Source organism: Methanocaldococcus lauensis (genome assembly GCF_902827225.1).
Lineage (GTDB): Archaea > AGJL01 > Methanococci > Methanococcales > Methanocaldococcaceae > Methanocaldococcus > Methanocaldococcus lauensis.
On the sequence record NZ_LR792632.1, the window covers coordinates 901,756 to 925,737 of the forward strand.

General features: G+C 29.6%; 20 protein-coding genes. 12 read left to right on the top strand and 8 right to left on the bottom strand.

The genetic code is table 11. The features are described 5' to 3' along the window. Window positions 1-75: 75 nt before the first annotated feature. The 7 genes from KMP69_RS08230 (at window position 76) to KMP69_RS05035 (ending at window position 11,612) form a co-directional block, all read left to right on the top strand. Entirely contained in the window at window positions 76-5,847 is a 5,772-nt protein-coding gene (locus KMP69_RS08230) for an RtcB family protein (RefSeq protein ID WP_214399377.1), read from the top strand. 224 nt (window positions 5,848-6,071) lie between these two features. Continuing rightward, the gene (locus KMP69_RS05010) at window positions 6,072-6,905 is read left to right on the top strand and encodes a transketolase (RefSeq protein ID WP_214399378.1); all 834 of its coding nucleotides are present in this window, start codon (window positions 6,072-6,074) and stop codon (window positions 6,903-6,905) included. A gap of 65 nt (window positions 6,906-6,970) precedes the next feature. After that, entirely contained in the window at window positions 6,971-7,636 is a 666-nt protein-coding gene (gene rpe, locus KMP69_RS05015) for a ribulose-phosphate 3-epimerase (protein ID WP_214399379.1), read from the top strand. 36 nt (window positions 7,637-7,672) lie between these two features. After that, window positions 7,673-8,614 (top strand): transketolase family protein, encoded by a 942-nt coding sequence (locus KMP69_RS05020; RefSeq protein ID WP_214399380.1) that lies wholly within the window; start codon window positions 7,673-7,675, stop codon window positions 8,612-8,614. Window positions 8,615-8,695: 81 nt separating this feature from the next. Further along, a complete protein-coding gene (gene pdxS / locus KMP69_RS05025) occupies window positions 8,696-9,688 on the top strand; it encodes a pyridoxal 5'-phosphate synthase lyase subunit PdxS (protein WP_214399381.1) in 993 nt (330 codons plus the stop codon). 133 nt (window positions 9,689-9,821) lie between these two features. Next, window positions 9,822-10,829 carry a hydrogenase expression/formation protein HypE gene (gene hypE, locus KMP69_RS05030; RefSeq protein WP_214399382.1) on the top strand — a complete coding sequence of 336 codons (1,008 nt, stop codon included), beginning with the start codon at window positions 9,822-9,824 and terminating at the stop codon, window positions 10,827-10,829. Between the two features lie 33 nt (window positions 10,830-10,862). Then, entirely contained in the window at window positions 10,863-11,612 is a 750-nt protein-coding gene (locus KMP69_RS05035; protein WP_214399383.1) for a DUF4013 domain-containing protein, read from the top strand. Here KMP69_RS05035 and hdrB read toward each other — a convergent pair. Together hdrB and hdrC are read right to left on the bottom strand one after the other, a co-directional pair. Then, entirely contained in the window at window positions 11,589-12,476 is an 888-nt protein-coding gene (gene hdrB, locus KMP69_RS05040; RefSeq protein ID WP_214399384.1) for a CoB--CoM heterodisulfide reductase subunit B, read from the bottom strand. The genes KMP69_RS05035 and hdrB overlap by 24 nt on opposite strands. A 42-nt stretch (window positions 12,477-12,518) precedes the next feature. Beyond that, window positions 12,519-13,079: a CoB--CoM heterodisulfide reductase subunit C gene (gene hdrC / locus KMP69_RS05045; protein WP_214399385.1), complete on the bottom strand. Its 561-nt coding sequence runs from the start codon at window positions 13,077-13,079 to the stop codon at window positions 12,519-12,521. A 134-nt stretch (window positions 13,080-13,213) separates the two neighbouring features. Between hdrC and KMP69_RS05050 the strand changes: the two genes are divergently transcribed. After that, window positions 13,214-14,539 carry a methyl-coenzyme M reductase glutamine C-methyltransferase gene (locus KMP69_RS05050; RefSeq protein ID WP_214399386.1) on the top strand — a complete coding sequence of 442 codons (1,326 nt, stop codon included), beginning with the start codon at window positions 13,214-13,216 and terminating at the stop codon, window positions 14,537-14,539. Between the two features lie 11 nt (window positions 14,540-14,550). Further along, window positions 14,551-14,940: an HIT family protein gene (locus KMP69_RS05055; protein ID WP_214399387.1), complete on the top strand. Its 390-nt coding sequence runs from the start codon at window positions 14,551-14,553 to the stop codon at window positions 14,938-14,940. Here KMP69_RS05055 and KMP69_RS05060 read toward each other — a convergent pair. After that, window positions 14,930-16,189, bottom strand: coding sequence for a tRNA (N(6)-L-threonylcarbamoyladenosine(37)-C(2))-methylthiotransferase (locus KMP69_RS05060; RefSeq protein WP_214399388.1), 1,260 nt, complete (start codon window positions 16,187-16,189; stop codon window positions 14,930-14,932). The genes KMP69_RS05055 and KMP69_RS05060 overlap by 11 nt on opposite strands. 122 nt (window positions 16,190-16,311) lie before the next feature. Here KMP69_RS05060 and taw2 point away from each other — a divergent pair, with 122 nt between their 5' ends. After that, window positions 16,312-17,055, top strand: coding sequence for a tRNA(Phe) (4-demethylwyosine(37)-C(7)) aminocarboxypropyltransferase Taw2 (gene taw2, locus KMP69_RS05065; protein WP_214399389.1), 744 nt, complete (start codon window positions 16,312-16,314; stop codon window positions 17,053-17,055). Window positions 17,056-17,075: 20 nt separating this feature from the next. After that, a complete protein-coding gene (locus tag KMP69_RS05070) occupies window positions 17,076-17,348 on the top strand; it encodes an ACT domain-containing protein (RefSeq protein WP_214399390.1) in 273 nt (90 codons plus the stop codon). On the opposite strand, the gene KMP69_RS05075 is transcribed toward KMP69_RS05070, so the two are convergent. The 5 genes from KMP69_RS05075 to KMP69_RS05095 all read right to left on the bottom strand — a co-directional run bounded on the left by KMP69_RS05075 (window position 17,345) and on the right by KMP69_RS05095 (window position 23,113). Beyond that, complete coding sequence (locus tag KMP69_RS05075) at window positions 17,345-18,451, bottom strand: MFS transporter (protein ID WP_250543645.1); 1,107 nt, start codon at window positions 18,449-18,451, stop codon at window positions 17,345-17,347. The genes KMP69_RS05070 and KMP69_RS05075 overlap by 4 nt on opposite strands. Window positions 18,452-18,580: 129 nt before the next feature. Next, window positions 18,581-20,248 carry a COG1361 S-layer family protein gene (locus KMP69_RS05080; RefSeq protein WP_214399391.1) on the bottom strand — a complete coding sequence of 556 codons (1,668 nt, stop codon included), beginning with the start codon at window positions 20,246-20,248 and terminating at the stop codon, window positions 18,581-18,583. A 2-nt stretch (window positions 20,249-20,250) separates the two neighbouring features. Then, a complete protein-coding gene (locus KMP69_RS05085; protein ID WP_214399392.1) occupies window positions 20,251-21,405 on the bottom strand; it encodes an MMPL family transporter in 1,155 nt (384 codons plus the stop codon). 13 nt (window positions 21,406-21,418) lie between these two features. Then, window positions 21,419-21,865 carry a GbsR/MarR family transcriptional regulator gene (locus KMP69_RS05090; protein WP_214399393.1) on the bottom strand — a complete coding sequence of 149 codons (447 nt, stop codon included), beginning with the start codon at window positions 21,863-21,865 and terminating at the stop codon, window positions 21,419-21,421. Between the two features lie 162 nt (window positions 21,866-22,027). Then, entirely contained in the window at window positions 22,028-23,113 is a 1,086-nt protein-coding gene (locus KMP69_RS05095) for a formate--phosphoribosylaminoimidazolecarboxamide ligase (protein WP_214399394.1), read from the bottom strand. 177 nt (window positions 23,114-23,290) lie between these two features. Between KMP69_RS05095 and rnhB the strand changes: the two genes are divergently transcribed. Further along, window positions 23,291-23,980, top strand: a complete 690-nt coding sequence (gene rnhB / locus KMP69_RS05100) for a ribonuclease HII (protein ID WP_214399395.1) — start codon at window positions 23,291-23,293, stop codon at window positions 23,978-23,980. The last annotated feature ends 2 nt before the right edge of the window (window positions 23,981-23,982 follow it).

A 23,982-nucleotide genomic window follows, 5' to 3' on the forward strand; every position in this document is an offset into this window, starting at 1 on the left:
AAATGCATATATTAAATATATAAACTGCGAAAGTCCTATTAAAATTAGAATTTAAAATTATTATGGGTGAAAATTATGAAAGATATTTTAAAGAGAGTTTCTGATGTAGTTTGGGAATTACCTAAAGGTTATAAAGATTGTATGAGAGTTCCTGGAAGAATATATTTAAATGAGATTCTTTTAGATGAGTTAGAGCCAGAGGTTTTAGAGCAAGTAGCCAATGTTGCATGCCTACCTGGAATTTATAAGCATTCTATAGCCATGCCTGATGTGCATTATGGATATGGATTCTGCCTTCACCCTGATGCAAAAGTATTAACTGAACATGGTTTCTACTATAAAATAAAAGATTATGAAAACTTAAAAGATGAAAAAGTTAAGGTTTTCAATACAGAAGACAAAAAAATAGAAAATACAGATGTTGAAAGGTTCTTTAAATTAAAACCTTATTGTAAAGTTTATAGAGTTAAAACTAAATTAGGATATGAAACAATAGCCACAGAAGACCATCCTTTCTATACACCAAATGGAATGATAGAACTTAAACACTTAAAGATTGGTGATTCTATAGGAATTTATCCATTTGAGGGAATTGAATATGAAGAACCTTCAGATGAAATAATTATTGATGAAAATTCCATAGTAGAATGTATGGAAAAATTGAATTTAAGTGAAAAGAGTAAAGAAATCATTTTAAGAAAACTAAAAGAGAAAGAATTAATTCCATTAACCTACAACCATAAAAAATTGCCTTACTTATTGAAAATTATGGGCTTTATCTTTGGAGACGGCTCTATGAACTTCATAGGAAAAAGAAAAGATGGAATAATTCAATTCTCTTCAAAAAATCCAAATGACTTAGAGGAGATTAGAAAAGATATTATAAAATTAGGATACACTCCTTCAAAAGTTTATGAAAAGGATAATTGCTACTTCTTTGTAGTAAATTCCACAAGTTTATTAGTTTATCTCTATACTTTGGGAGTTCCAATAGGAAATAAGACATTAAAAGAATATGAGTTCCCAGAATGGATATTCAAATGTAAATTATGGCAGAAGAGATTGTTCTTAGCGTCATTCTTTGGAGCAGAGTTGAGAAAACCATATCCAAGAAAAGATAGAAAAGCCCTCTTTACATTCCCAACATTAGAGATGGCTAAAGATTTAAAAATTAAAGAAGATGCTTTAAAATTCTTAGGAAATATTGTCAAATTGTTAAGTGAATTTGGTATTGAAGCAACAATTAAAAAGAGAAATTCAACACACAAAAGAAAAGATGGTGTAGAGACAGTTAGATATGTTTTAACAATAAATGGAACTCCTAAGAACTTAATAAATCTATGGTCTAAGATTGGCTATGAATACAATAGAGAGAGACAAGAACTCGGATGTTATGCAGTGGCATATTTAAAGTATAGAGAAAGAGAAATAAATAGAAAAAAAGAACTCGTAGAAAAAGTAAAAGAGTTATTTGAAAAAGGAAAAAAACCTTCAGAAATTATAAAACTATTAAATGTAGATAAATCTGATGAAAGATTTGTCAAAGATGTTTGGAATAAATTGAAAAATGGAAAAGATATTAATGAGATAAGAATTTCCTCAAAATTCCCAAGATTTGAAGAATTCATTAAAGAAAAAAAGGTTGGGGATGGACTAATTTGGGATGAGATTGAAAGTATAGAGGAAGTTGATGATATAGAGGAGGTTTATGACTTTACTATAAATCACAAAGACCACAACTTTATAGCAGATAACTTCTTAGTTTCAAATTGTATTGGAGGAGTAGCAGCTTTTGACATAAGGGAGGGGGTTATAAGCCCTGGAGGGGTAGGTTTTGATATAAATTGCCTTACTCCAGACACAAAAATATTAACAGAAGACGGATATTTCATAAAATTGGAAAAACTAAAAGAAAAATTAGATTTAGAGATTAAGATTTATAACACAGAAGAAGGAAAAGAAAAATCCTCTAATATATTATTTGTTTCTGAAAGGGATGCAGAAGAAAAAATAATAAGAATAAAAACAGAATCTGGAAGAATCTTAGAAGGTAGTAAAGACCATCCAGTTTTAACATTAAATGGCTATGTTCCAATGGGTATGCTAAAAGAAGGAGAAAATATAATAGTTTATCCATTTGAAGGAGTTGAATATGAAGAACCTTCAGATGAAGTAATATTAGATGAAAAAGATTTTGCAGATTGTGATAAACAAATTATAAAATATCTAAAGGATAGAGATTTATTACCATTTAAAATGAACGATAGAAATATTGGAATTATTGCAAGGTTGTTGGGCTTTGCTTATGGAGATGGAAGTATAGTTAAAGAGAAGGGAGGTAAATTATATTTAGCATTCTATGGAAAGGAAGAGACACTTATTAAAATTAAAGAAGATTTAGAGAAATTAGGAGTAAAATCTTCAAAAATATATTCAAGGAAGAGAGAAATTGGAGATGAATATACAAGTTTATGTGAAGACAACTATATAAAAATAACTTCAAAGGCTTTTGCATTGTTTATGCATAAATTAGGAATGCCAATTGGTAAAAAGACAGAGCAAAAATATAATATTCCAGAGTGGATAAAGAAGGCACCAAAATGGGTAAAGAGGAATTTCTTGGCTGGTTTGTTTGGAGCAGATGGAAGTAGAGTAGTGTTTAAAAACTACACATCATTGCCAATAAATCTAACAATGTCAAAGAGTGAAGAGTTAAAAGCTAATATTTTAGAGTTTTTAAATGAGATTAAACTCTTGTTGAAAGAGTTTGAAATTGAAAGTGTGATTTATGATATAAAATCATTAGAGGGAAGAGTTTCATATAGATTAGCAATTGTTGAAGAAGAGAGTATAAGACACTTCTTAGGAAAAATAAACTATGAATATTCAGAAGAGAAGAAAGTTATTGGATTATTATCTTATGAATACTTAAAGAAAAAGAATGCTATAAAAGAGATAAGAAGGAAATGTATTGAAAAAGCAAAAGAACTATATGAAGAAGGATTAACTATTTCAGAAATTTTAAAAATGGATGAATTTAGAAATGAGTTTATAAACAGGAGGTTAATAGAAAGAGCAATATATGGAAAATTAGACAGAGAGGATGTAAGGGTTTCAACAAAATTCCCAAAGTTTGAAGAATTCATTAAAAAATATGGAGTTAAAGGAGGATTTGTAATAGATAAAATAATAAAAATTGAAGAGATTCCTTACAAATCAAAGTTATATGATGTTGGAATTGTAAGTAAGGAGCACAACTTTATAGCAAATAATATAGTTGTTCATAACTGTGGAGTTAGATTAATAAGAACTAATTTAACAAAAGATGAAGTAGAACCGAAAATAAAAGAGCTTATAAAAACATTATTTAAAAATGTCCCTTCTGGTTTAGGTAGTAAAGGAATTGTTAAGTTCAGTAAGGGAGTTATGGATGATGTTTTAGAAGAGGGTGTTAGGTGGGCTGTTAGAGAGGGTTATGGTTGGAAAGATGATTTAGAGTTTATTGAAGAAAATGGATGTATGAGAGAGGCAGATTCTTCTTATGTATCAGACAAGGCAAAAGAAAGAGGTAGAGTTCAGTTAGGTAGCTTAGGTAGTGGAAATCATTTCTTAGAAGTGCAATATGTTGAGAGAGTATTTGATGAAGAAGCGGCAGAAGTTTATGGAATAGAGGAAAATCAAGTTGTTGTTATGGTGCATTGCCTACCGGAAGATGCAAAAATAATGACTGAATATGGATATTATATAAAGATTAAAGATTTAGAAAACTGTTATGATAAAGTTAAACTTCTAATCTATGACAAAGAAAATAAAACATTAATTCCAGCAAAAATTAAAAAGTTTTGGAAATTCAAAAATAATAAGAAAATATATAAAATAAAAACTTTCACTGGAAAAGAACTTATTTGCACAGAAGACCATCCAATATGGACGCCCTCAGGATGGAAACAATGTAAAGATTTAAAAATAAATGATTTAGTCTTAATATATCCATTTGAAGGTGTTGAGTATGAAAAACCAGACGATATTACAATAGTAGATGAAGAAGATATTATTAATGCAGGGGGAACTCCAAGAATGATTAAAAATCTAAAGAAAAAAGGATTACTACCTCTAAAATTAAACCATGAAAAGATAGGAATTATTGCAAGATTGGTAGGATATGCCATTGGTGATGCATGGGTAGGTGGAAAAAGACCAACAGTTAAATTTATTGATAATTTAGATGTATTAAATGAAATAAAATCTGATTTGGAAGAGTTGGGCTTTTCATCAACATTAGTAAAATTAAAGAAACATAAATCAGAAATAACTCACATTAATAGTAGTGGAGACCTAATAAAGCATAATTTTGAGGGAGAAGGATATCAATTAGTAGTTAGAGCCCCATCCTTTGCCATATTCCTAAAAGCATTAGGAGTTCCATATGGTAAAAAATCAGATATTCCATTCTCTGTCCCAGAATGGATAAAACAAAGTCCAAAATGGATAAAAAGATTGTTCTTAGCTGGATACTTTGGGGCTGAAATGAATATTATTAGTCCAAGAAAAAATGAACCATATAGAGTAGAAAACCTAAAAGTATCTTTAAACAAAGTTGAGGATTTAGTAGATAATGGAATTAAATTTATGGAAGAAATTAAACAATTATTAGAAGAATTCGATATTAAAGGAAGTATCTATGTAAAACCATACACCAAAAGAAAAGATGGAAAAACAAGTTATAAAATAATACTAAAATTGAGTGGAAAAATAGATAATGTTATAAAATTTGCAAGTAAAATTGGATACGAATACAATAAGAAGAGACAGTCAATGCTAATGAAATCATTACAATATTACATATACAAGAAAAAAATTATAAAACAAGAGTCAATTGAAACTGGAATAAGTGAAAAAAAATTACTAATAACTTCATACAAATATAGGAAAACAAAAATGGAGCAATTTGACACATATATATCAAAGTATTCTAACGGGGACTTAACCTTATGGGATATTGTAGTATCAGTAGAAGAAGTTAAAGAAAACATAGATATAGTTTATGATTTAACAATAGATAACGAAAATCATAACTTCATTGCAAATAATTTCATAGTTAGTAATACAGGTTCAAGAGGGCTTGGACACCAAATCTGTACAGATTATTTAAGAATTTTAGAGAAAGCAGCTAAGAACTATGGAATAAAGTTGCCAGATAGACAATTGGCATGTGCTCCATTTGAATCAGAAGAAGGACAGAGTTACTTTAAGGCAATGTGCTGTGGAGCAAACTATGCATGGGCAAATAGGCAGATGATTACACACTGGGTTAGAGAGAGCTTTGAGGAAGTATTTAAAATACATGCTGAGGATTTAGAAATGAGTATAGTGTATGATGTAGCTCACAACATTGCCAAAAAAGAGGAACACATAATAGATGGAAAAAAAGTAAAGGTTATAGTTCATAGAAAAGGAGCTACAAGGGCATTCCCTCCAAAGCATGAGGCGATTCCAAAAGAATATAGAGATATTGGACAACCAGTATTGCTTCCAGGAGACATGGGAACTGCATCATATTTAATGAAAGGAACTGAAATAGCTATGAAAGAAACATTTGGTTCAACAGCTCATGGAGCAGGAAGAAAATTGAGTAGAGCAAAGGCATTAAAGCTATGGAAAGGTAAAGAAATTCAAAGAAAATTGGCTGAAATGGGAATTATCGCATTGAGTGATTCAAAGGCAGTATTGGCTGAGGAAGCTCCAGACGCATATAAAAACATAGACTTAGTCGCTGATACATGCCATATAGCAGGAATATCTTTAAAAGTAGCAAGAATGAAGCCATTAGGAGTTATTAAAGGATAATCCAAATATTTTTAACGTTTTCTAATTTTTTTAACTTTTAATAAACTTTTAAAGATTTCTAATATATTACTGTCAGTTAATTTGAAGTAATAAGTTTTAAATATAACTATCAATTATTTTACAGTAAAGTAAAGATATGGATTCTCTATTTTAGTAATTAGATTTTTAGTTTTATTTTTTATTTTTTAGTATTTTTGAAATTTAACTAATAAAAAGGTGAAACTATGGTTAATAAAGTTAATAAAGATGAAATTGAAAAACTAAAAAAAATTGCAAAAAGGGTTAGATACAAAATTGTAAAAATGGTAGGTTTAGCAAAGTCGGGACATCCTGGAGGTAGTTTATCAGCAACTGATATAATTGTAGCTTTGTATTTTAAAATAATGAATTATGATCCAAAAAATCCATATAAAAAAGATAGAGATAGGTTTGTTTTGAGTAAAGGTCATGCGGCTCCAGCATTGTATGCCGTTTTATCTGAGTTAGGAATTATAGAGGAAGAAGAACTTTGGAAATTGAGAAGATTGGAAGGTAAATTACAGGGACATCCCTCAATGGATACTCCTGGAGTTGAAATTTGTACAGGTTCTTTAGGGCAAGGATTTTCAGCAAGTGTTGGAATGGCTTTAGGATGTAGATTAGATAAATTAAACAACTATATCTATGTTTTATTGGGTGATGGTGAATGTCAAGAAGGCATTGTATGGGAAGCGGCAATGGCAGCATCTCATTACAAATTGGACAACTTAATAGCGTTTGTTGATAGAAATAAATTACAGATTGATGGAAATACTGAAGATGTTATGAGTTTAGGAGATTTAAAAGCTAAATTTGAAGCGTTTGGCTGGGATGTTTTTGAAATAGATGGCCATAACTTTGAGGAAATTATAAATACTGTTGAAAAAGCTAAAAGTCTAAAAAATGGAAAGCCAAAGATGATTATTGCATATACAGTTAAAGGTAAAGGCGTTTCATTTATGGAGCATAATGTTGGATTTCATGGAAAAGCTCCAAATGAAGAGCAGTTAAAGAAAGCATTAGAAGAATTGAGTGAATAATGAAAGCTTAGTATAATAATTTAATAATTGAATATACTTTTAAAATTTATTTTTGGTGAGTTAACATGGTTAAAATTGGAGCCTCGATATTATCTGCTGATTTCGGATATTTAAAAAAAGAAATTGAGAAAGTTGAAGAAGCAGGAGTAGATTTAATTCATGTTGATATGATGGATGGACATTTTGTTCCTAACATTAGTATGGGTATTGGAATAGCAAAGTATGTTAAAAAGATAACTAAATTGCCAGTTGATGTGCATCTGATGGTTAATAATGTTGATTTATTTATTGATGAGTTTAAAGATATGGATTATATAACATTTCATATAGAGGCTGTAAAATTTCCTTTTAGAATAATAAACAAAATTAAAAATATGGGAATTAAACCAATAGTGGCTATAAATCCAGCAACACCATTAGATACAATTGAATATATTTTGAATGATGTTTATGGAGTGTTAGTAATGACAGTTGAACCTGGATTTTCTGGACAGAAATTTATTCCAATCATGACCAAAAAGATTGAAAAATTAAAAAATATGATTGTTGAAAATAAATATGACACTAAAATCTTCGTTGATGGTGGAATTAATATTAAAACTGCTCCTTTAGCAGTTAAAGCTGGAGCAGATGTATTAATTGCGGCATCAGCAATATTTGGAAGTGATGATGTAAAAACAGCTGTTAAAAACTTAAAAGAATCGGCTTTAAGTTCTTTACAGTCAAAATAAATAAAAATAATAAAATCAATTACTTAGGTGAAACTAATGGTTAAACTAACTGGTATTTATAAGGGTATGAGAAAAGGATATGGAGAGACACTTATAGAGTTAGGTAAAAAATATGAAAATGTTGTAGTTTTAGATGCAGATTTATCTGGCTCCACACAGACAGCGATGTTTGCTAAGGAATTTCCTGAAAGATTTTTTAATGCTGGAGTTGCAGAGCAAAATATGATTGGAATGGCGGCAGGTTTGGCAACTACTGGAAAAATTGTCTTTGCTTCCTCATTCTCAATGTTTGCCAGTGGAAGAGCGTGGGAGATTATAAGAAACTTAGTAGCATATCCTAAGTTAAATGTTAAAGTAGTTGCTACACACGCAGGAATTACCGTTGGAGAGGATGGAGCTTCCCACCAAATGTGCGAAGACATAGCAATAATGAGGGTTATTCCAAACATGGTAGTTATTGCACCGACTGATTATTATCATACAAAAAATGTCATTAGAACTATAGCAGAGTATAAAGGGCCAGTTTATGTTAGAATGCCAAGAAGAGATACGGAGATAATTTATGAAAATGAGGAAGAGGCTACATTTGAGATTGGAAAAGGGAAAATTTTAAATGATGGAGATGATTTAACTATTATAGCAACAGGAGAAGAAGTGCCAGAAGCCTTAAGGGCGGCAATAATATTAAAAGAAAATGGAATCTCTGCTGAAATCGTAGAGATGGCTACAATAAAACCAATAGATGAAAAGATTATAGAAAAATCAAAAGATTTTATTGTTACAGTTGAAGATCACAGTATTATCGGAGGTTTAGGAGGGGCTGTAGCTGAAGTTATTGCTTCAAAAGGTTTGAACAAAAAACTTTTAAGAATAGGAATAAATGATGTATTTGGAAGAAGTGGGAAGGCAGATGAGTTATTAAAATACTATGGCTTAGATGGAGAAAGCATAGCAAAAAAAATAATAGAAATATATTAAACAACCTATGAAATAATTAATATTAAATCAAAATAATTAATTTAAATTTATCATTAATAATTAAATTTTTGGAGGGAGAGTATGAAAAAAGGAACTGATTTGTTAAAGAAAGGATTTGCTAAAATGGTTAAACATGGAGTAGTTATGGATGTAACTAATGTAGAACAAGCTCAAATAGCCGAAGAGGCTGGAGCTGTAGCAGTTATGGCTTTGGAAAAAGTTCCAGCCGATATTAGAGCCTCTGGTGGAGTTGCAAGAATGTCAGACCCAGCTTTAATTGAGGAGATAATGGATGCAGTTTCAATTCCAGTTATGGCTAAGTGTAGAATTGGACATACAAAAGAGGCAGAAGTTTTAGAGGCAATTGGAGTAGATATGATAGATGAAAGTGAAGTTTTAACACAGGCAGATCCATTTTTCCACATTTATAAAAAAAGATTTAACGTTCCATTTGTTTGTGGGGCAAGAAATTTAGGAGAGGCTGTTAGAAGAATCTGGGAAGGAGCGGCAATGATAAGAACAAAAGGAGAGGCAGGAACTGGAAACATAGTTGAAGCTGTTAGACACATGAGGTTAATGAATGAAGCTATAGCTCAACTACAAAGAATGAGTGATGAGGAAATATATGGAGTTGCTAAATTTTACGCTCAAAGATATGCTGAATTAGCTAAGACAGTTAGAGAAGGACTGGGATTGCCAGCAACTGTTTTAGAAAATGAGCCAATCTACGAAGGCTTTACATTATCAGAAATTATCGATGGATTGTATAAAGTTTTATTAGAAGTTAAGAAATTAAATAGATTACCAGTAGTTAATTTCGCCGCTGGAGGAGTTGCTACACCAGCAGATGCGGCATTAATGATGCAACTTGGTTCTGATGGAGTTTTCGTAGGTTCAGGAATATTTAAATCAGAGAACCCATTAGAAAGAGCAAGAGCAATTGTTGAAGCAACTTACAATTATGATAAGCCAGAAATTATTGCAGAGGTTAGTAAGAACTTAGGAGAACCTATGAAAGGAATAGATATAACCCAAATAAGCGAAGCTGAAAAAATGCAATATAGAGGAGATTAAATTTGGTTATTTATCTCTATTTTTTTATTTTAGTAATTATTTTTGGTCATGTTGATTAAACTTAGATTCAGTGAAGGACTATAAATTAAACATCAAAATATTTAAGTATTCAATAAAGTTAAAGAGTGAGATTATGAAAATCACAAGAATGCATGGAGCTGGAGGAAAGGTAATGCAGGAACTTATAAAAGATGTAATATTGAAAAATTTAGAGATAACATCAGTTAATGGAGGAATTGGGTTAGAGAGTTTAGATGATTCAGCAACTATTCCATTAGGAGATAAAGAAATTGTCTTTACAGTAGATGGGCATACAGTTAAACCTATTTTTTTCCCAGGCGGAGATATTGGCAGATTAGCAGTTAGTGGAACAGTAAATGACTTAGCAGTTATGGGAGCTAAGCCATTGGCATTATCTCTATCTTTAATAATTCCTGAAGGTTTTAAGTTAGAAGACTTGGAGAGGATTATTAAATCTATAAATGAAACTTCCAAAGAGGCTGAAGTGGCAATAATAACTGGAGACACTAAAGTTTCTGATGGTGTTGATGATATTATTATTTCAACTTCTGGGATAGGAATAGTTGATAGAGGTAAAGCTATTAGAGATTGTAATGTTCAAGAGGGAGATGCAATAATTGTATCAGGCAATATAGGGGAGCATGGATTATCTATTTTATTGTCGAGGGAAGGTTTTGATTTTGATGTTAATATAAAATCAGATGTAGCCCCAATAAATAAATTGATTGAGAAGGTTTTAGAAGAAGGAATTCAAATAAATGCAATGAAAGACCCTACAAGGGGAGGTTTGGCAGATGCGTTAAATGAGATGGCTGAAAAAAGCAATATAGGAATAACTATATTTGAGGACAAAATTCCTATAAGTGATGAAGTTCAGTCAATTTGTGATATTCTTGGCTTAGATCCATTAACTATAGCTAATGAGGGAAAAGTAGTAATGGCTGTTAAAAAAGAAGATGCCGAAAGATGTTTAGAGATTTTGAGAGAACATCCATTGGGAAAAAATGCAGAAATTATTGGCTATGCTACAAAAGAGCATAAAGGAGTTATAATGGAAACTATTGTAGGTAGGAGAATTGTAGATATGCCAATCGGTGATCCTATACCAAGAGTTTGTTAATTCTATAATTTTTTATTTTTAAGAGGGAGATTTATGAACCAAACAATTAAAAAACTTATTATAGAACTATTAATTTATCCTTTTTATAGAGAAAATTATAAAAAAACATTATTGGGTGGCTTAGTAATTTTATCTCTTTGGATATTAACTTTATTTCCAAATATTTTATGCTATATCTTATTTGGAGGTATCGTTGGAATTTTTGTATTAGGATACTGTCTTACAGTTTTTATATCCACTCTTAAAAATATAGACTCTCTTCCAAACTTAAAAAATAAGGAAATATTTATTAATGGTTTAAAAATTTTTGTAGTTATGTTATTTTTATCTATTCCGAGTTTATTAATTTCTCTATTTTTGGTAGAGTCATATATTCTAAAATTTTTAATCTGGATTCATATATTTTTATCTTTAATACTACTTATATTTGTCTGTCTGTTATTTCCATATCCAATTTCTACTGAAACACTCTTGTATATCCAAAATTATGATGTTAGATTATTTATAATTTTAGCGATTTTTTATTATTTCTTACCGCTAATAATTTATAAATTATATAATAGAAAAATAAGGATTAATAACTTAGTTAAAGTTTTAGTTTCTCCTAAATATGTTTTAATTGTTGGAATATCTTTAATCTACCTAATTTTTATTTTGAAAGTTGCTATTTATTTAATGTTTTTAAAATCTTTCATTGTTTTTTATTTCCTTATTGTAATAGCACGAATGTTTGGAATTTATTTTAAAGGGGAGTTTTATTTACTCAATACCCAATTTCTTTAAAACTGGATCTACTGGAATAGCATGGACACTAACTGCTAACTCTTCAGGTTTCATTCCAAATGCTAAACCTAACAACTGACTTAAGTGCAAAACAGGAAGTTTGTATTCCTCACCAAACTTTTCTTTAATTTCTACCTGTCCTCTATCAAACTGCAAGTGACAGAATGGACAGACATTGACAGTACAGTCAGCATTTGCATCTAACATGTTTCTAATTTTTTCTCTTGTCATATCTAACGCTGTTGGTAAAAATCTTGCTCTAACTCCTCCTCCAGCTCCACAACACATTAAGTAATCTCTATACATAACTGGCTTAGCTCCTGTTGCTGAAACTATTTCTTCTAACAGTTTTGGTCTTTCTGGGCTGTCAAGGTGCTTAACATCACTTGGCTTTAAAAAGTGACACCCATAGTGTATAGCAACATTTAACTTATCTAATGGTCTTACAACTTTTTCTTTTATTTTTTCAGTTCCTATCTCCTTATAAATTAATTCTGCAAAGTGATAAACTTTAACAGTTCCTTTATACTGCTTACCAATTTTATCCAACTTTTCATTTACAAAGTCTAATGCCTCTTTATTTTCATGTAGTATATGTGCCGCTTCAAATAAGGAACCATAACATCCGTTACATACTGTTACTATATCTAACCCTAACTCCTCAGCAATACATAAGTTTCTTGCGGCAATTGTAAGCCATGTCTTTAAATCGAAAGAACCAAATACCCCTGGAGCAGGACAGCAAGATGCTCCTGGCATGTATTCTAATTCAACTCCTAACTCGCCCATAACTTTTTTTGTAGCTAATTCAACTCCTGGATATCTATGTGGCATTATACAACCTAAGAAAAATGCATATTTCATTGTTATCACCATAATATAATTTTATTTAAATTTAAATTAATTTTATTCTTTTAAGTCCATTTTTTCCCAGTCAAATTCTATTAACTCATCAAATTTTAACTCTTTAACTAATGTTCTAACTTCTTCTAAGTCTTTTTCAGAAAATTGAGCTGTTGGTGATTCTGGAGGCAATCCTAACTTTCCTCTTAATTCAACAATTTGCTTATTTGCTGGAACTGCATGGCCAAATCTCAAAACATAAGATGCTGTTTTTCTATGAGCCAATGCCATATTCCCCTTTTTAGCGGCAATGTTTCTCAATGTTTTTATAATCTCAGTAATTTTTACATCTCTTGGACATCTCTCATAGCAAGTATAGCATGTTGTGCAATACCAAATATCGTCTGAATCCAATACATCATCTAAACCTAAAAGAACTTTTCTTAAAACTTTTCTTGTTCTATATGCTGTTCTTCTTCCGCTTGGACAACTTCCTGTGCAAGTTCCACACTGATAGCATGCTTTAATAGATTTTACAACATCTTCACCTAAAACCAACTTTCCTTCCTCTACAACTTCATTTACGAAATTTTTATTAACCTTGTTCATATTTATTACAGCCATACTATCACCTCACATTATAACTAATAATTATTGAGACTATATATATATAGAAACTTTGAGTATTTGCATTTGACATCTGTAAAATAGTAATTATTAAAATATTCATAATTATAAAACAATATAAAGGGGATTGTATGAGAATTACAATTTACTGTCCAGAGGTTTATACTTATGGGGCAATGGTGGTAGGAAAAATTTTAAAAAACAAAGGGCATAAAGTTTATTTAATTAGAAAAATGGATAAAACACTATTTTTAAAATCAGATGTAGTTATATTTAGTTTATATTCTACTTTGCACATATTGGATAAAAAAATTAGAGAAACTATTGAAATTTTAAAAAAATCTAAAAAGAATAAAATTAAAATATACATTGCTGGATGTGTTTCAGCATATCCAGAGATTATATTAAATGAACTAAATGTAGATGGAGTTATAGTTGGAGAAGGTGAATTAACAACCCCAAAAATTATAGAGGGATATGAGGAAGGTTTAGCATACAAAAATGGAGATGAAATTGTAGTAAATTATCCAAAAGAAAGACCAGATTTAAATCATCCAATTCCTTTAATACCAAAAGACATTGGACAACAGTGGATTAGAGGGGCTAATGTTTATATAGAAACTCATAGGGGTTGTTTAGGAAATTGCACTTTTTGTCAAGTTCCAAAATTTTTTGGAAAGAAAATTAGAAGTAGAGAAGTTGAAGATGTTGTTGAAGAAGTTAAAGCTTTTAAAAAGGCAGGGGCTAAGAGAATAGCAATAAGTGGAGGAACTGGAAGTTTATATGCATTTAAAAAGTCAGTAAATAAAAATAAGTTCTTTGAGTTGTTAGAAAGAATTTCAGAAATTGTTGGGAGAAACAATTTATCAGTTCCAGATATGAGAGTAGATTATGTTGATGATGACATCTTAGAGGCTATAAAAAATTATACTATTGGATGGGTGTTTTATGGAATAGAGAGTGGAAGTGATAAAGTATTAAGAGATATGAAAAAAGGAATTAATAGAGAAAAGGTATTAGATGCTATAAAGTTGGCAAAGGATTGTAATGTTAAGGTAGGGGGAAGTTTTATAGTAGCTTATCCAACAGAGACAGAAAAAGATTATCTATTAACTAAAGATTTAATTGTAGATGCTGAACTTGATGATGTTTTTGTATCTATTGCAGAGCCAATTCCTACAACAGAACTATGTGATTTAGTTTTATCAACTCCAAAAGAAGAAAATTTATTATATAAGCCACATGAAGGAATTTATAAAAAACTTGGATTAAGTGAGGCAGAGGCAAGGTGTTTTGATTTATTAATACATTCTGAAATGTGGAAATCTAATCCAAAACCTTTAACTCCACAACTCTATAATATATATTTAAATGAGGCAAAGATGCAAGGAAAAGATATAAGAGATATAACTGAACTATTATTTAAGTATAAAGATATATTACTCCAAAAGAAATAAAAGGTGAAATAATGTGTATTTTCTGCAAAATAGTAAATGGAGAAATTCCAGCAAAGATTGTTTATGAAGATGAGCATGTATTGGCGTTCTTAGATATTAATCCAAGAAATAAAGGGCACACATTAGTTGTTCCAAAAAAGCACTATGAGAGATTTGACGAGATGCCAGATGAGGAATTATGTAATTTTATAAAAGGCGTAAAAAAAACTGTAAATATTTTAAAAAAATTAGGTTTTGATGGATACAATATAGTAAATAACAATGGTAAAGTGGCTGGACAGGAAGTTAATCATGTTCATTTTCACATAATACCAAGATATGAAGGAGATGGAGAAGTTGTTAAATTTGGAGAAGTTAAAAAAATTGATTTAGATGAAGTTTTAAAAGAAATTAAGGAATAATTTCCCCTTTCAATCCAAATGTTTTAGCGTCAGTTATTTTTACTTTTACAAACTCTCCAATTTCTCCGCCTTCAAACTTAACTACTTTAAAGTTTTCAGTGTATCCTTTTCCTTCATCTAAAACTAATGTCTTTAATGTTTTTCCAATGTATTTTTTATTGTTCAAATAACTTAATTCTCTTCTTAATTTATCTAATATTTCACTCCTCCTTTTTCTAATCTTTGTATCTACTTGTTTCATCTTTGCCGCTTCTGTTCCTCTTCTTTGTGAATACTTTGCTCCATGAATATAATCTGGCTTTAACTCTTTTAAAACTTCTAAGGTGTTTTGAAATTGCTCCTCTGTCTCTCCGGGAAATCCAACTATAACATCGGTTGTAAAGCAGAGATTTTTAACTTTTCTTTTAAATTCATTAACAATTTCTTTAAATTCATCTACCGTATAACCTCTCTTCATTTTCTTTAAAATTTCATCATCTCCACTTTGAATAGGTAGATGTAAAAATTTTCCAACTTTTTCATTTTGATAAACCTCTATTACTTCATCTAAAATTGGCTGAACATTTTTAGCGTGCATCATTCCTACTCTCATTATAAACTCTCCCTCTATTTGGGTTAAATCATTTAATAAATTAACTAAGTTATCTCCAATATCTAACCCATAGCTTGCAGTATCTTGGGCAGTAATAAATAAACACTTAACACCACTTTTTATTAATTCTTCTGCTTTTTTAACGATTTTTTCTCTTGGATAAGATATTAAATTACCTCTTGCTATTTTTACTATACAGTATGAGCAGTTTCCTATACATCCTTCACATATTGGTAGTGGAGTAATTAAAGAGGGTTTTATATAATCTAATTTTTTGTATAGTGTTTTATTAATCTCTTCCTCAACATATTTTTTTCTTTTTTTATTCTCCAAATAATATTTTAAAATTTCTCCTGCTTTATGTGCTTCTCTTGGATATATGTGTAAAAATCCTTTAACCTTATTTTTTAAAGCCTTTGGTAAGCATCCAGCAACCACTACCTCTTTTCCTAAATTTTTAATCTCATTTATTCTGTAAATCATTCTATTTTCAGTTTCTAATCTAACAACGCATGTGTTTATTATTACGATATTTGCCTCTTTTAAGTTATCAACTACTATAAAGCCACACTCTCTTAAAGAATTTTTTATAATTTCAGTGTCAGCAGTGTTTAATACGCATCCATATCCTTCCACATAAACTTTATAATTTTTCATAATATTCACCAAAAAATATTTTTATTATATAATATATTAATTTATATTAATTATTGTAGAACCCTAAGGTCAGAAATTATGTGTGCAAAATTTTTAATTCTTATATTGAAAAGGATGAAATTATGAAATATCAAAAGGTAGGAGATGTTGTTATTGTTAAAAAAGAGTTAAATAAAGATGAAATTAATGAAATTATAAATAAAACCAAATGTAAAACTATTGTTCTATATACTACACAAATAACAGGAGAATTTAGAGCTCCTCATATAAAAATTTTATATGGAAGTGAAACAGAAACGATACATAAAGAATATGGCTGTCTATTTAAGTTAGATGTTTCTAAAATAATGTGGAGTCAGGGAAATATTAAAGAAAGGGTAAGAATGGCTCATATAAGTAATGAGAATGAAACTGTCATAGATATGTTTGCTGGAATTGGATATTTTACAATTCCTTTGGCTAAATATTCAAAGCCAAAATTAGTTTATGCAATTGAAAAAAACCCTATAGCCTATCATTACTTATGCGAAAACATTAAATTAAATAAGTTAAATAATGTTACTCCAATTTTATCTGACAATAGAGAAGTTAAATTAAAAGATGTTGCTGACAGAGTAATTATGGGCTATGTTCATAAAACTCATAAATTTTTAGATAAAGCATTTGAATTTTTGAAAGATAGAGGGGTTATACATTATCACGAAACTGTTGCAGAAAAAATTATGTTTGAGAGACCTATTGAGAGATTAAAATTTTATTCTAAAAAAAATAATTATAAACTCCTTAATTATAAAATAGTAAAAATTAAAAAATATGCTCCTGGTGTATGGCATATAGTTGTAGATGCTGAATTTAAAAAATTATAAAAAGATAGAGAGGAGAAAAAATGAGTAGAGTAGTTATTTCTGTAATTGGACAGGACAGAACTGGAATTGTAGCAGGAATATCAAAAGTTTTAGCAGAGAATAATATAAATATTTTAGATATTAGCCAAACAATTTTAAATGACCTCTTTGCGATGATTATGCTCGTAGATATTTCAAAAGCCAAAGTAGATTTTACAACATTAAAAAAAGAACTTGAAGATGTAGGAAAACAGTTAGGAGTTCAAGTTATAGTTCAGCATGAAGATATTTTAAAATATATGCATAGAATCTAATTATTTAGTTGTTTTTTAATTTTTAAATAACACAAACTACCTAAAAATAGCACTAAAATAGATGAAATCTTATACATATTAGATAATCCTACAAAATCAGCCAATACTCCAAAGATTACTGCTCCAAAAAACATACCTATGTTAAAACTCGTAGTAAATAGCCCCATTGCCTCTCCTTTTCTCTCTGGAGGAATATCTCTAATAGCCAATGACATTGCAGATGTCCCAACCATTGCCATTCCTATTGCTACAACCATTAAAGAAAATATAAGCGTAAAAAATGTTGTTGATAAAGAGATAAGATACATCCCTATAGACAAAATTATTATTCCCAATATTATAACTACAATTCCAAACTTATCAAACAATCTGCCTATATATCTTTGTAATAATGCAGATAAAATATTTGTTGATGCAATCATAAAACCGACTTGTGTTAAGGTTATTTTAAAGGATACTGCATATATTGCTAAATAAACTATAATACTTGCGTTTGAGATAATAGATAATGTGTTAATAATATATGACAATAAAAATAATCTATTTTTTAAAAATTCTATGGAAAACAGTTTGTTTATATTTATCTCTACTTCTCTCTTTATTGGCAGTTCTTCCAATTTTATAAGTGCTATGATAGATGCTAATATTCCCAAAAATCCGCATATATAAAATGGTGTCTGTATTCCATACATATCTGCCAAAAAACCTCCAATAAATGGACCTATAGCAAAACCTAAATTTATTGATGCATTAAAAATTCCCATATATTCTCCTAATCTTTCCTTTGGAGCAAGGTTAGCAACATAAGAGCCAGCAATAGGAGTTACAAAAGCAGAAAAAAATCCTGTAATACTTCTAATAATTAATAATCCTAAAACAGAACCAACAATATTATACATTAGAGTAAAAACTCCATAAAAAAATGTTCCTATAACAATGAATGGCTTTTTTCCAAAAATATCTGACAAAATTCCAACTGGTATTTGAGATATAGTTCTAAATAAAGCAAAAACTCCAAATATAATACCTATCTCTGTATTTGTGGCTCCCAAACTTTCTGCAAATATTGACATTATAGGAGCTATTAAACCAATCCCAAGCATTGTTGTAAATGTAGTAATCCAAATAACTGCTAAATTACTGATTTTGTTAAAATCGTCATTAATATTACCACCCAAAAAATTATAAAAAAATAAAATTAAATAAAGTAGATTTAAGGATTAAAATAACCGTTATTCATGGTTTTTTCTATTTTTCATAAACTTTATATATATTCCTATAATTATCACCAATATTATTGTTCCTATCAATATAGGAACTATTGTGCTTCCATTAGAACTAATAACATTAACTTTTAAAGGTTCCTGATAAATATAGACATTATTATCGCCTTCATCACTATCTCCAGCACATCGTATTTCAAGTGTTATTATGTATGGTTTTGTAGGAGCTGATTTATCAACATCTATACTTATAACACCCACTCCAGTTTGATTAGGATATAGTGTTCCTATAGTATCTGACTTTATAGGATAATCAAATGGCTGACCTGAATTTTTGATTACTGAAATTTTAACCCTTTCTGCTTTTTCTGAACCTATATTTTTTATTTTTATATAAACTTTATTTTCTTTTCCTGCAGTTACATTTACCTCTTTTGTTAAAATTTCAAACAGTGGTTTTGATTTAACATATATATCAATATATTTAATCCCTTTATGCTTATTATCTTGTGGGTCTAAATAACTAAATTCTATTGGCAATTGATAATGCTCTGTTTTTGCATACTTATTCACATCCACAAAGAAAGAAACCGTCTTTGACTCTCCGGGTTTTAAATTACCTATATCTTTTATATTACAGTTACTCCAACTATCTTTAAATGGATATTTTGTAATTAATTTCAATTTTACATCTTTTGCCTCTGCGTGGCCGTTGTTAGTTATAGTAGTATCAATTCTTACATAGTTATCTCCAGGCTTAATCTCTTTTGGGTCAGTAACAACATTTGATATACTTAAAATAATATCTCCCTTTACATAAACTCCCAAACTTATTTGCTCTGCCTTTTTACTACCATCTTCATCTGTCCATGTAACGACTATAGGAATTTGATAAACTCCTTCAACAAGATTAGGAGATACGTGGAACTTTACATTTATAGTTTTTTTACTATCTGGCTTTAAAGCTCCGAGGTAAAACTTTGTTATATCTACCGGAGAGATTGGAAGATCAGTTAAAGAAATAACTGTTGGATAAATAATATTTTTTTGTTCTTCTGTAGTAATCCCTCCAGGATATTCAACTGTTTTTATTTCTGATCCAACTGGTGTAGGATTTAATTTATAACCTATATATACATTGACCTCTTTTGCTGTACCAGTTCCAGTATTTTTTATATTTATTGGAACTACTTCTGTTTTTGCTGGGGTTAAATTTGTATTTCCACTAATTTCAAAACTTGCAGTTCCATATATGTGAATATAATATACTTTAGTAAAGTTATAATGAACAACTGTTTCCTTTCCATTGTCTTCATATACTTCATCGTAATTCACTTTAACATCTATTCTATAATCATTTGAAGGGGCATTTTCATTAACATGTAGTTTAAAGTATGCCGTATAGGGTTCTCCAGGATTTAAACTGTTAATAATAACTTTTCCTTTAGTAGGATTAACTTGCCTTAACTCAAATGGATAGTGAGGAGTTACTTCAACAACGATATTTTTAACTTTATTTTCATAATTATCATTTACAATTTTAATCCACAAATCTACATCGTCTCCTGGATGTATTATCTTTGGTTGATATTCTGGTTCCTCTATCTGTAATCCGTAAGATATGGTAGAAATTATAAGCATAGATAACAAACCAATTAATAATTTTCTAAGATTCATATTTACTCACCTTTTGATCTTATTTTTCTAATAAATGGCATTATGTAATAATCTTCAATAACAATTAAGGCAGGTAATAGGGTTAAGACAACAATCATTGAGAATGTTATACCTAAAGCACATGTTTCCCCTAAATGTTTCATCATAGGCAGTGGAGCCAACACCAATGCTAAAAAACCAACTACGGTTGTTGCAGTTGTAGCCAATACAGCAGTTCCAGTTTCAACAACTGCTATTTCTATAGCCTTTTCAGTAGGTAATCCTTTTTTCTTCTCTTCGTTGAATCTGTGTATTAGATGAATTCCATAATCAATACCCAATCCAAGAATTAACGACCCAATACCAGCGGTAGCCATATCTAATGGAATTCCTAAGAGACCCATAGCCCCACCAGTCCAAATGACAGAGATAATGACTGGCAACAGTGGGAGTATTGAGGCAATAGGTCTCTTAAAGTATGCTATTAATATAATCAAAATTCCTAACAAACCAAATATCGTCGTAAACTCTTGACTTTCTTTCATAAGAATGCTTAATAAATCTCTCAACGCTGGAGTTCCAGTTGGTATAATTTCTACTCCTGGAGGTAAAGGTGTTTCTTCAATTCTTTCTTTAATATCCTGCATCAATCTAACATTCTTTTTCTCATTTCCACCAACATCTGTAAAGGCATTTATTGTCATCATTGAATAGTCTGAATTAAATAATTTCTTTCTTTGATCTTCTGGAAGTTTATTTAGTAATCTTTTAACTGTATCAATATCTTGAGGTAAAACTCCTCCATTTAATTTTTCAAGAGTATCTACTGGAGAACTTACCCCAGTAATTCCATCTACAGTTCTTAAACTTTCTTCCAACTCTTTCACAGCCCTTAAAACTCTTGGGTCCCTTATATCCACAACCTTGTCTGGATTATTTGATGGTTTTATTTTTACTGCTAAAATTACAACATCTGTTCCTCCAAATTCATCTCTAACCTCATATAATGTTTGAACTATAGGATCATCTTGAGGAAGCATTTTTTCAAAAGAAGTCTGTGTCTTTATATTTGTGGCAGAAATTCCAGCAAATATTGTAATAATTAAAATAATCAAAATCATAAGAAATGGCTTTTTTTCTGCAAAATTTGCAAGATTTCTTAAAATATTTCTTATCATTCTTAATCACCATTTAGGATAATTCGCTATTAAGAACATCTAAAATCTTTTCTGAAACCTTCTTCATTTTTTCTATTTTGTCCAATTTTTTGCTAATAAATTCTTTATTTTCCTTGTTACTTTGAGCGATATTTTTTAAAGATTCATAAGATTCTGAGATTAGTTTATGTTTCTTTTTAGCAATGTCTTTAATTGAAGAAAAATCACCAACTGCTTCATAATAATTCTTTCTTTCTCCTTTTATCCAGACTTTTCTAATTAATCCAAGTTCTTCCAACTTTCTTAACGACATGCTTACATTTCCTTTGCTAATTTTCAACTCTTCCATAATTTCAGAGATCGTCATCGGCTTTTCGTAAAAAAATAAAATACCATAAACTGCTCCAACAGACCTACTCAATCCGTGAATCTCAGCAATTCCAGAAAATAACTTAATAATAATTTCTTTAGCATTTTCCATAACAATCCCATCCCTTAGTTCAATATATTCAAAATGTTTAATATATTCAAAAAATTTTGAACGAATTGAACAAAGTGTAATTAATTATCAGCTTATATTTAAATATTACTTAAAAGTGTAAAATTGTGTCACAAACTTAAAAAATTTTAAATATTATAAATATTATGAGATTACCTTATCAATCATATTCAACTGTAAAGCCATTTTAATTTCTCTTGCAATTCTTTGTCCCATACTTAATGGCTCACCATTGTATAAGAAAGAGTATGGACTTCCATTCATAAAGGTATTAGAACCTCCATCAGTTCTTGCACTCATTTCAAAGACAACTAATTCTAAGTCTTCATTACACAAACACTGTAAGCAGAATGGACCAATCATTCCAGGAGGTATTAGTTCTTTTGCCTTACTTACTAATTTATCTCCAATTTCAAAAACTTGTGGCAATAAACTTTCTCTAATTACAACAGGAATATTTCCAGTAATTACATAACTTGGATTAACATTTAATTCTAATTGGTCTTTTGCTGGAATCCTAACTAATCCATCTATATTACTTTCATATCTTCTATCCATTCCCAACAATTCTACTTCATCTTTTAATGGAGAGTAAAAGTAGTGTATGCAGAAGTTAGTTCCAACGACATATTCTTCTATATGTGCATTGGCTATATCTTCATCAGTCAATATTCCTCTCTTCTTTAAATCTTCTGCCTTCTTATAAAACTCCTCTGTTGATGAAGCAATAAAGTATCCTCTCCCTCCTCTTGCTCCAGGGAATTTAACGATAACAGTTTTATCAATGTCTTCCGGACTCTCATATTTTTTAGGAACTCTTATTCCAGATTCTTTTAATAGTTTTCTTTCTAAACTTCTTTCAGATTCCCATCTTAAAATTCTTCTATTACCAAACATTGGAACTAAAAAATTATTTTCTACATTGTCTAAACCACAATAGGCAATAAAAGAGCCATGAGGAACTACAATAGAATTTAACTCCCTCAACTTTTCTTGAATCTCTTCATTTTTTATATCTGAGAAATTATCTACATATATAAATTTATCAGCAACTTTAAACCTCTTGTATGGAACATCTCTACCTTTCATAGTTATACAAACTGTAGAAAAACCTTCCAATTTTGCTCCTTTTAAAATATGTAAGGATGTATGACTTCCCAATGTTGCTATTGTTATCTCATCTTTATTATATTTTTCAAAAACTTCTAAAATCTCGTTCTTTGAAATCATTGTATCCCTCCAAAATTCTGAAATTTTAAAAATCTAAATTTAAAAAAGTTAAGTGAATACTATTTAAATTATTTCTTAGCAGAATTAATATAAAATCCTTACTTCTTAAATTAAGTAGAAATTTTTAAATAGGTAAAACTTAACCTTAAAAAACTTCAATTTATATTGGTGATTAAAATGATAATTATAGGAGTTGATGAGGCAGGAAGAGGGCCAGTTATAGGACCTATGGTAGTATGCGCCTATGCCATTGAAAAGGAGAAAGAAGGAGAGTTAAAAAAATTAGGAGTTAAAGATAGTAAAGCATTAACTAAAAATAAAAGAAGTCTGTTAAAAAAATCCCTTGAAAGTTTGGGATACTCTGAAAAGTTAATCTTAGAGGTAAATAAAATAAATGAACTAATGAATAGAATTAATTTAAATGAGATTGAAATTAATGCTTTCTCTAAAGTTACTAAAAATTTAATAGAAAAATTAGATATAAAAGATGAAGAGGTTGAGATTTATTTAGATGCATGTAGCACAAATGCTAAAAAATTTGAAGATAGCTTTAGAGATAAGATAGAAGACATAATTAAAGAGAGGAATTTAGATGTTAAAATTATAGCAGAGCATAAGGCTGATGCTAAATATCCTATAGTTTCATCAGCTTCAATAATTGCAAAAGTTGAGAGGGATAATTTGATTGAAAAATATAAAAAAACTTACGGAGATTTTGGAAGTGGTTATCCATCTGATAGAAAAACTATAAAATTCCTTGAAGATTATTATAAAAAGCATAAGAAACTTCCAGACATTACAAGGATACACTGGAAAACTTGTCAAAATATAATAAACAAATATAAACAAACAAAATTAACTTTATGAGT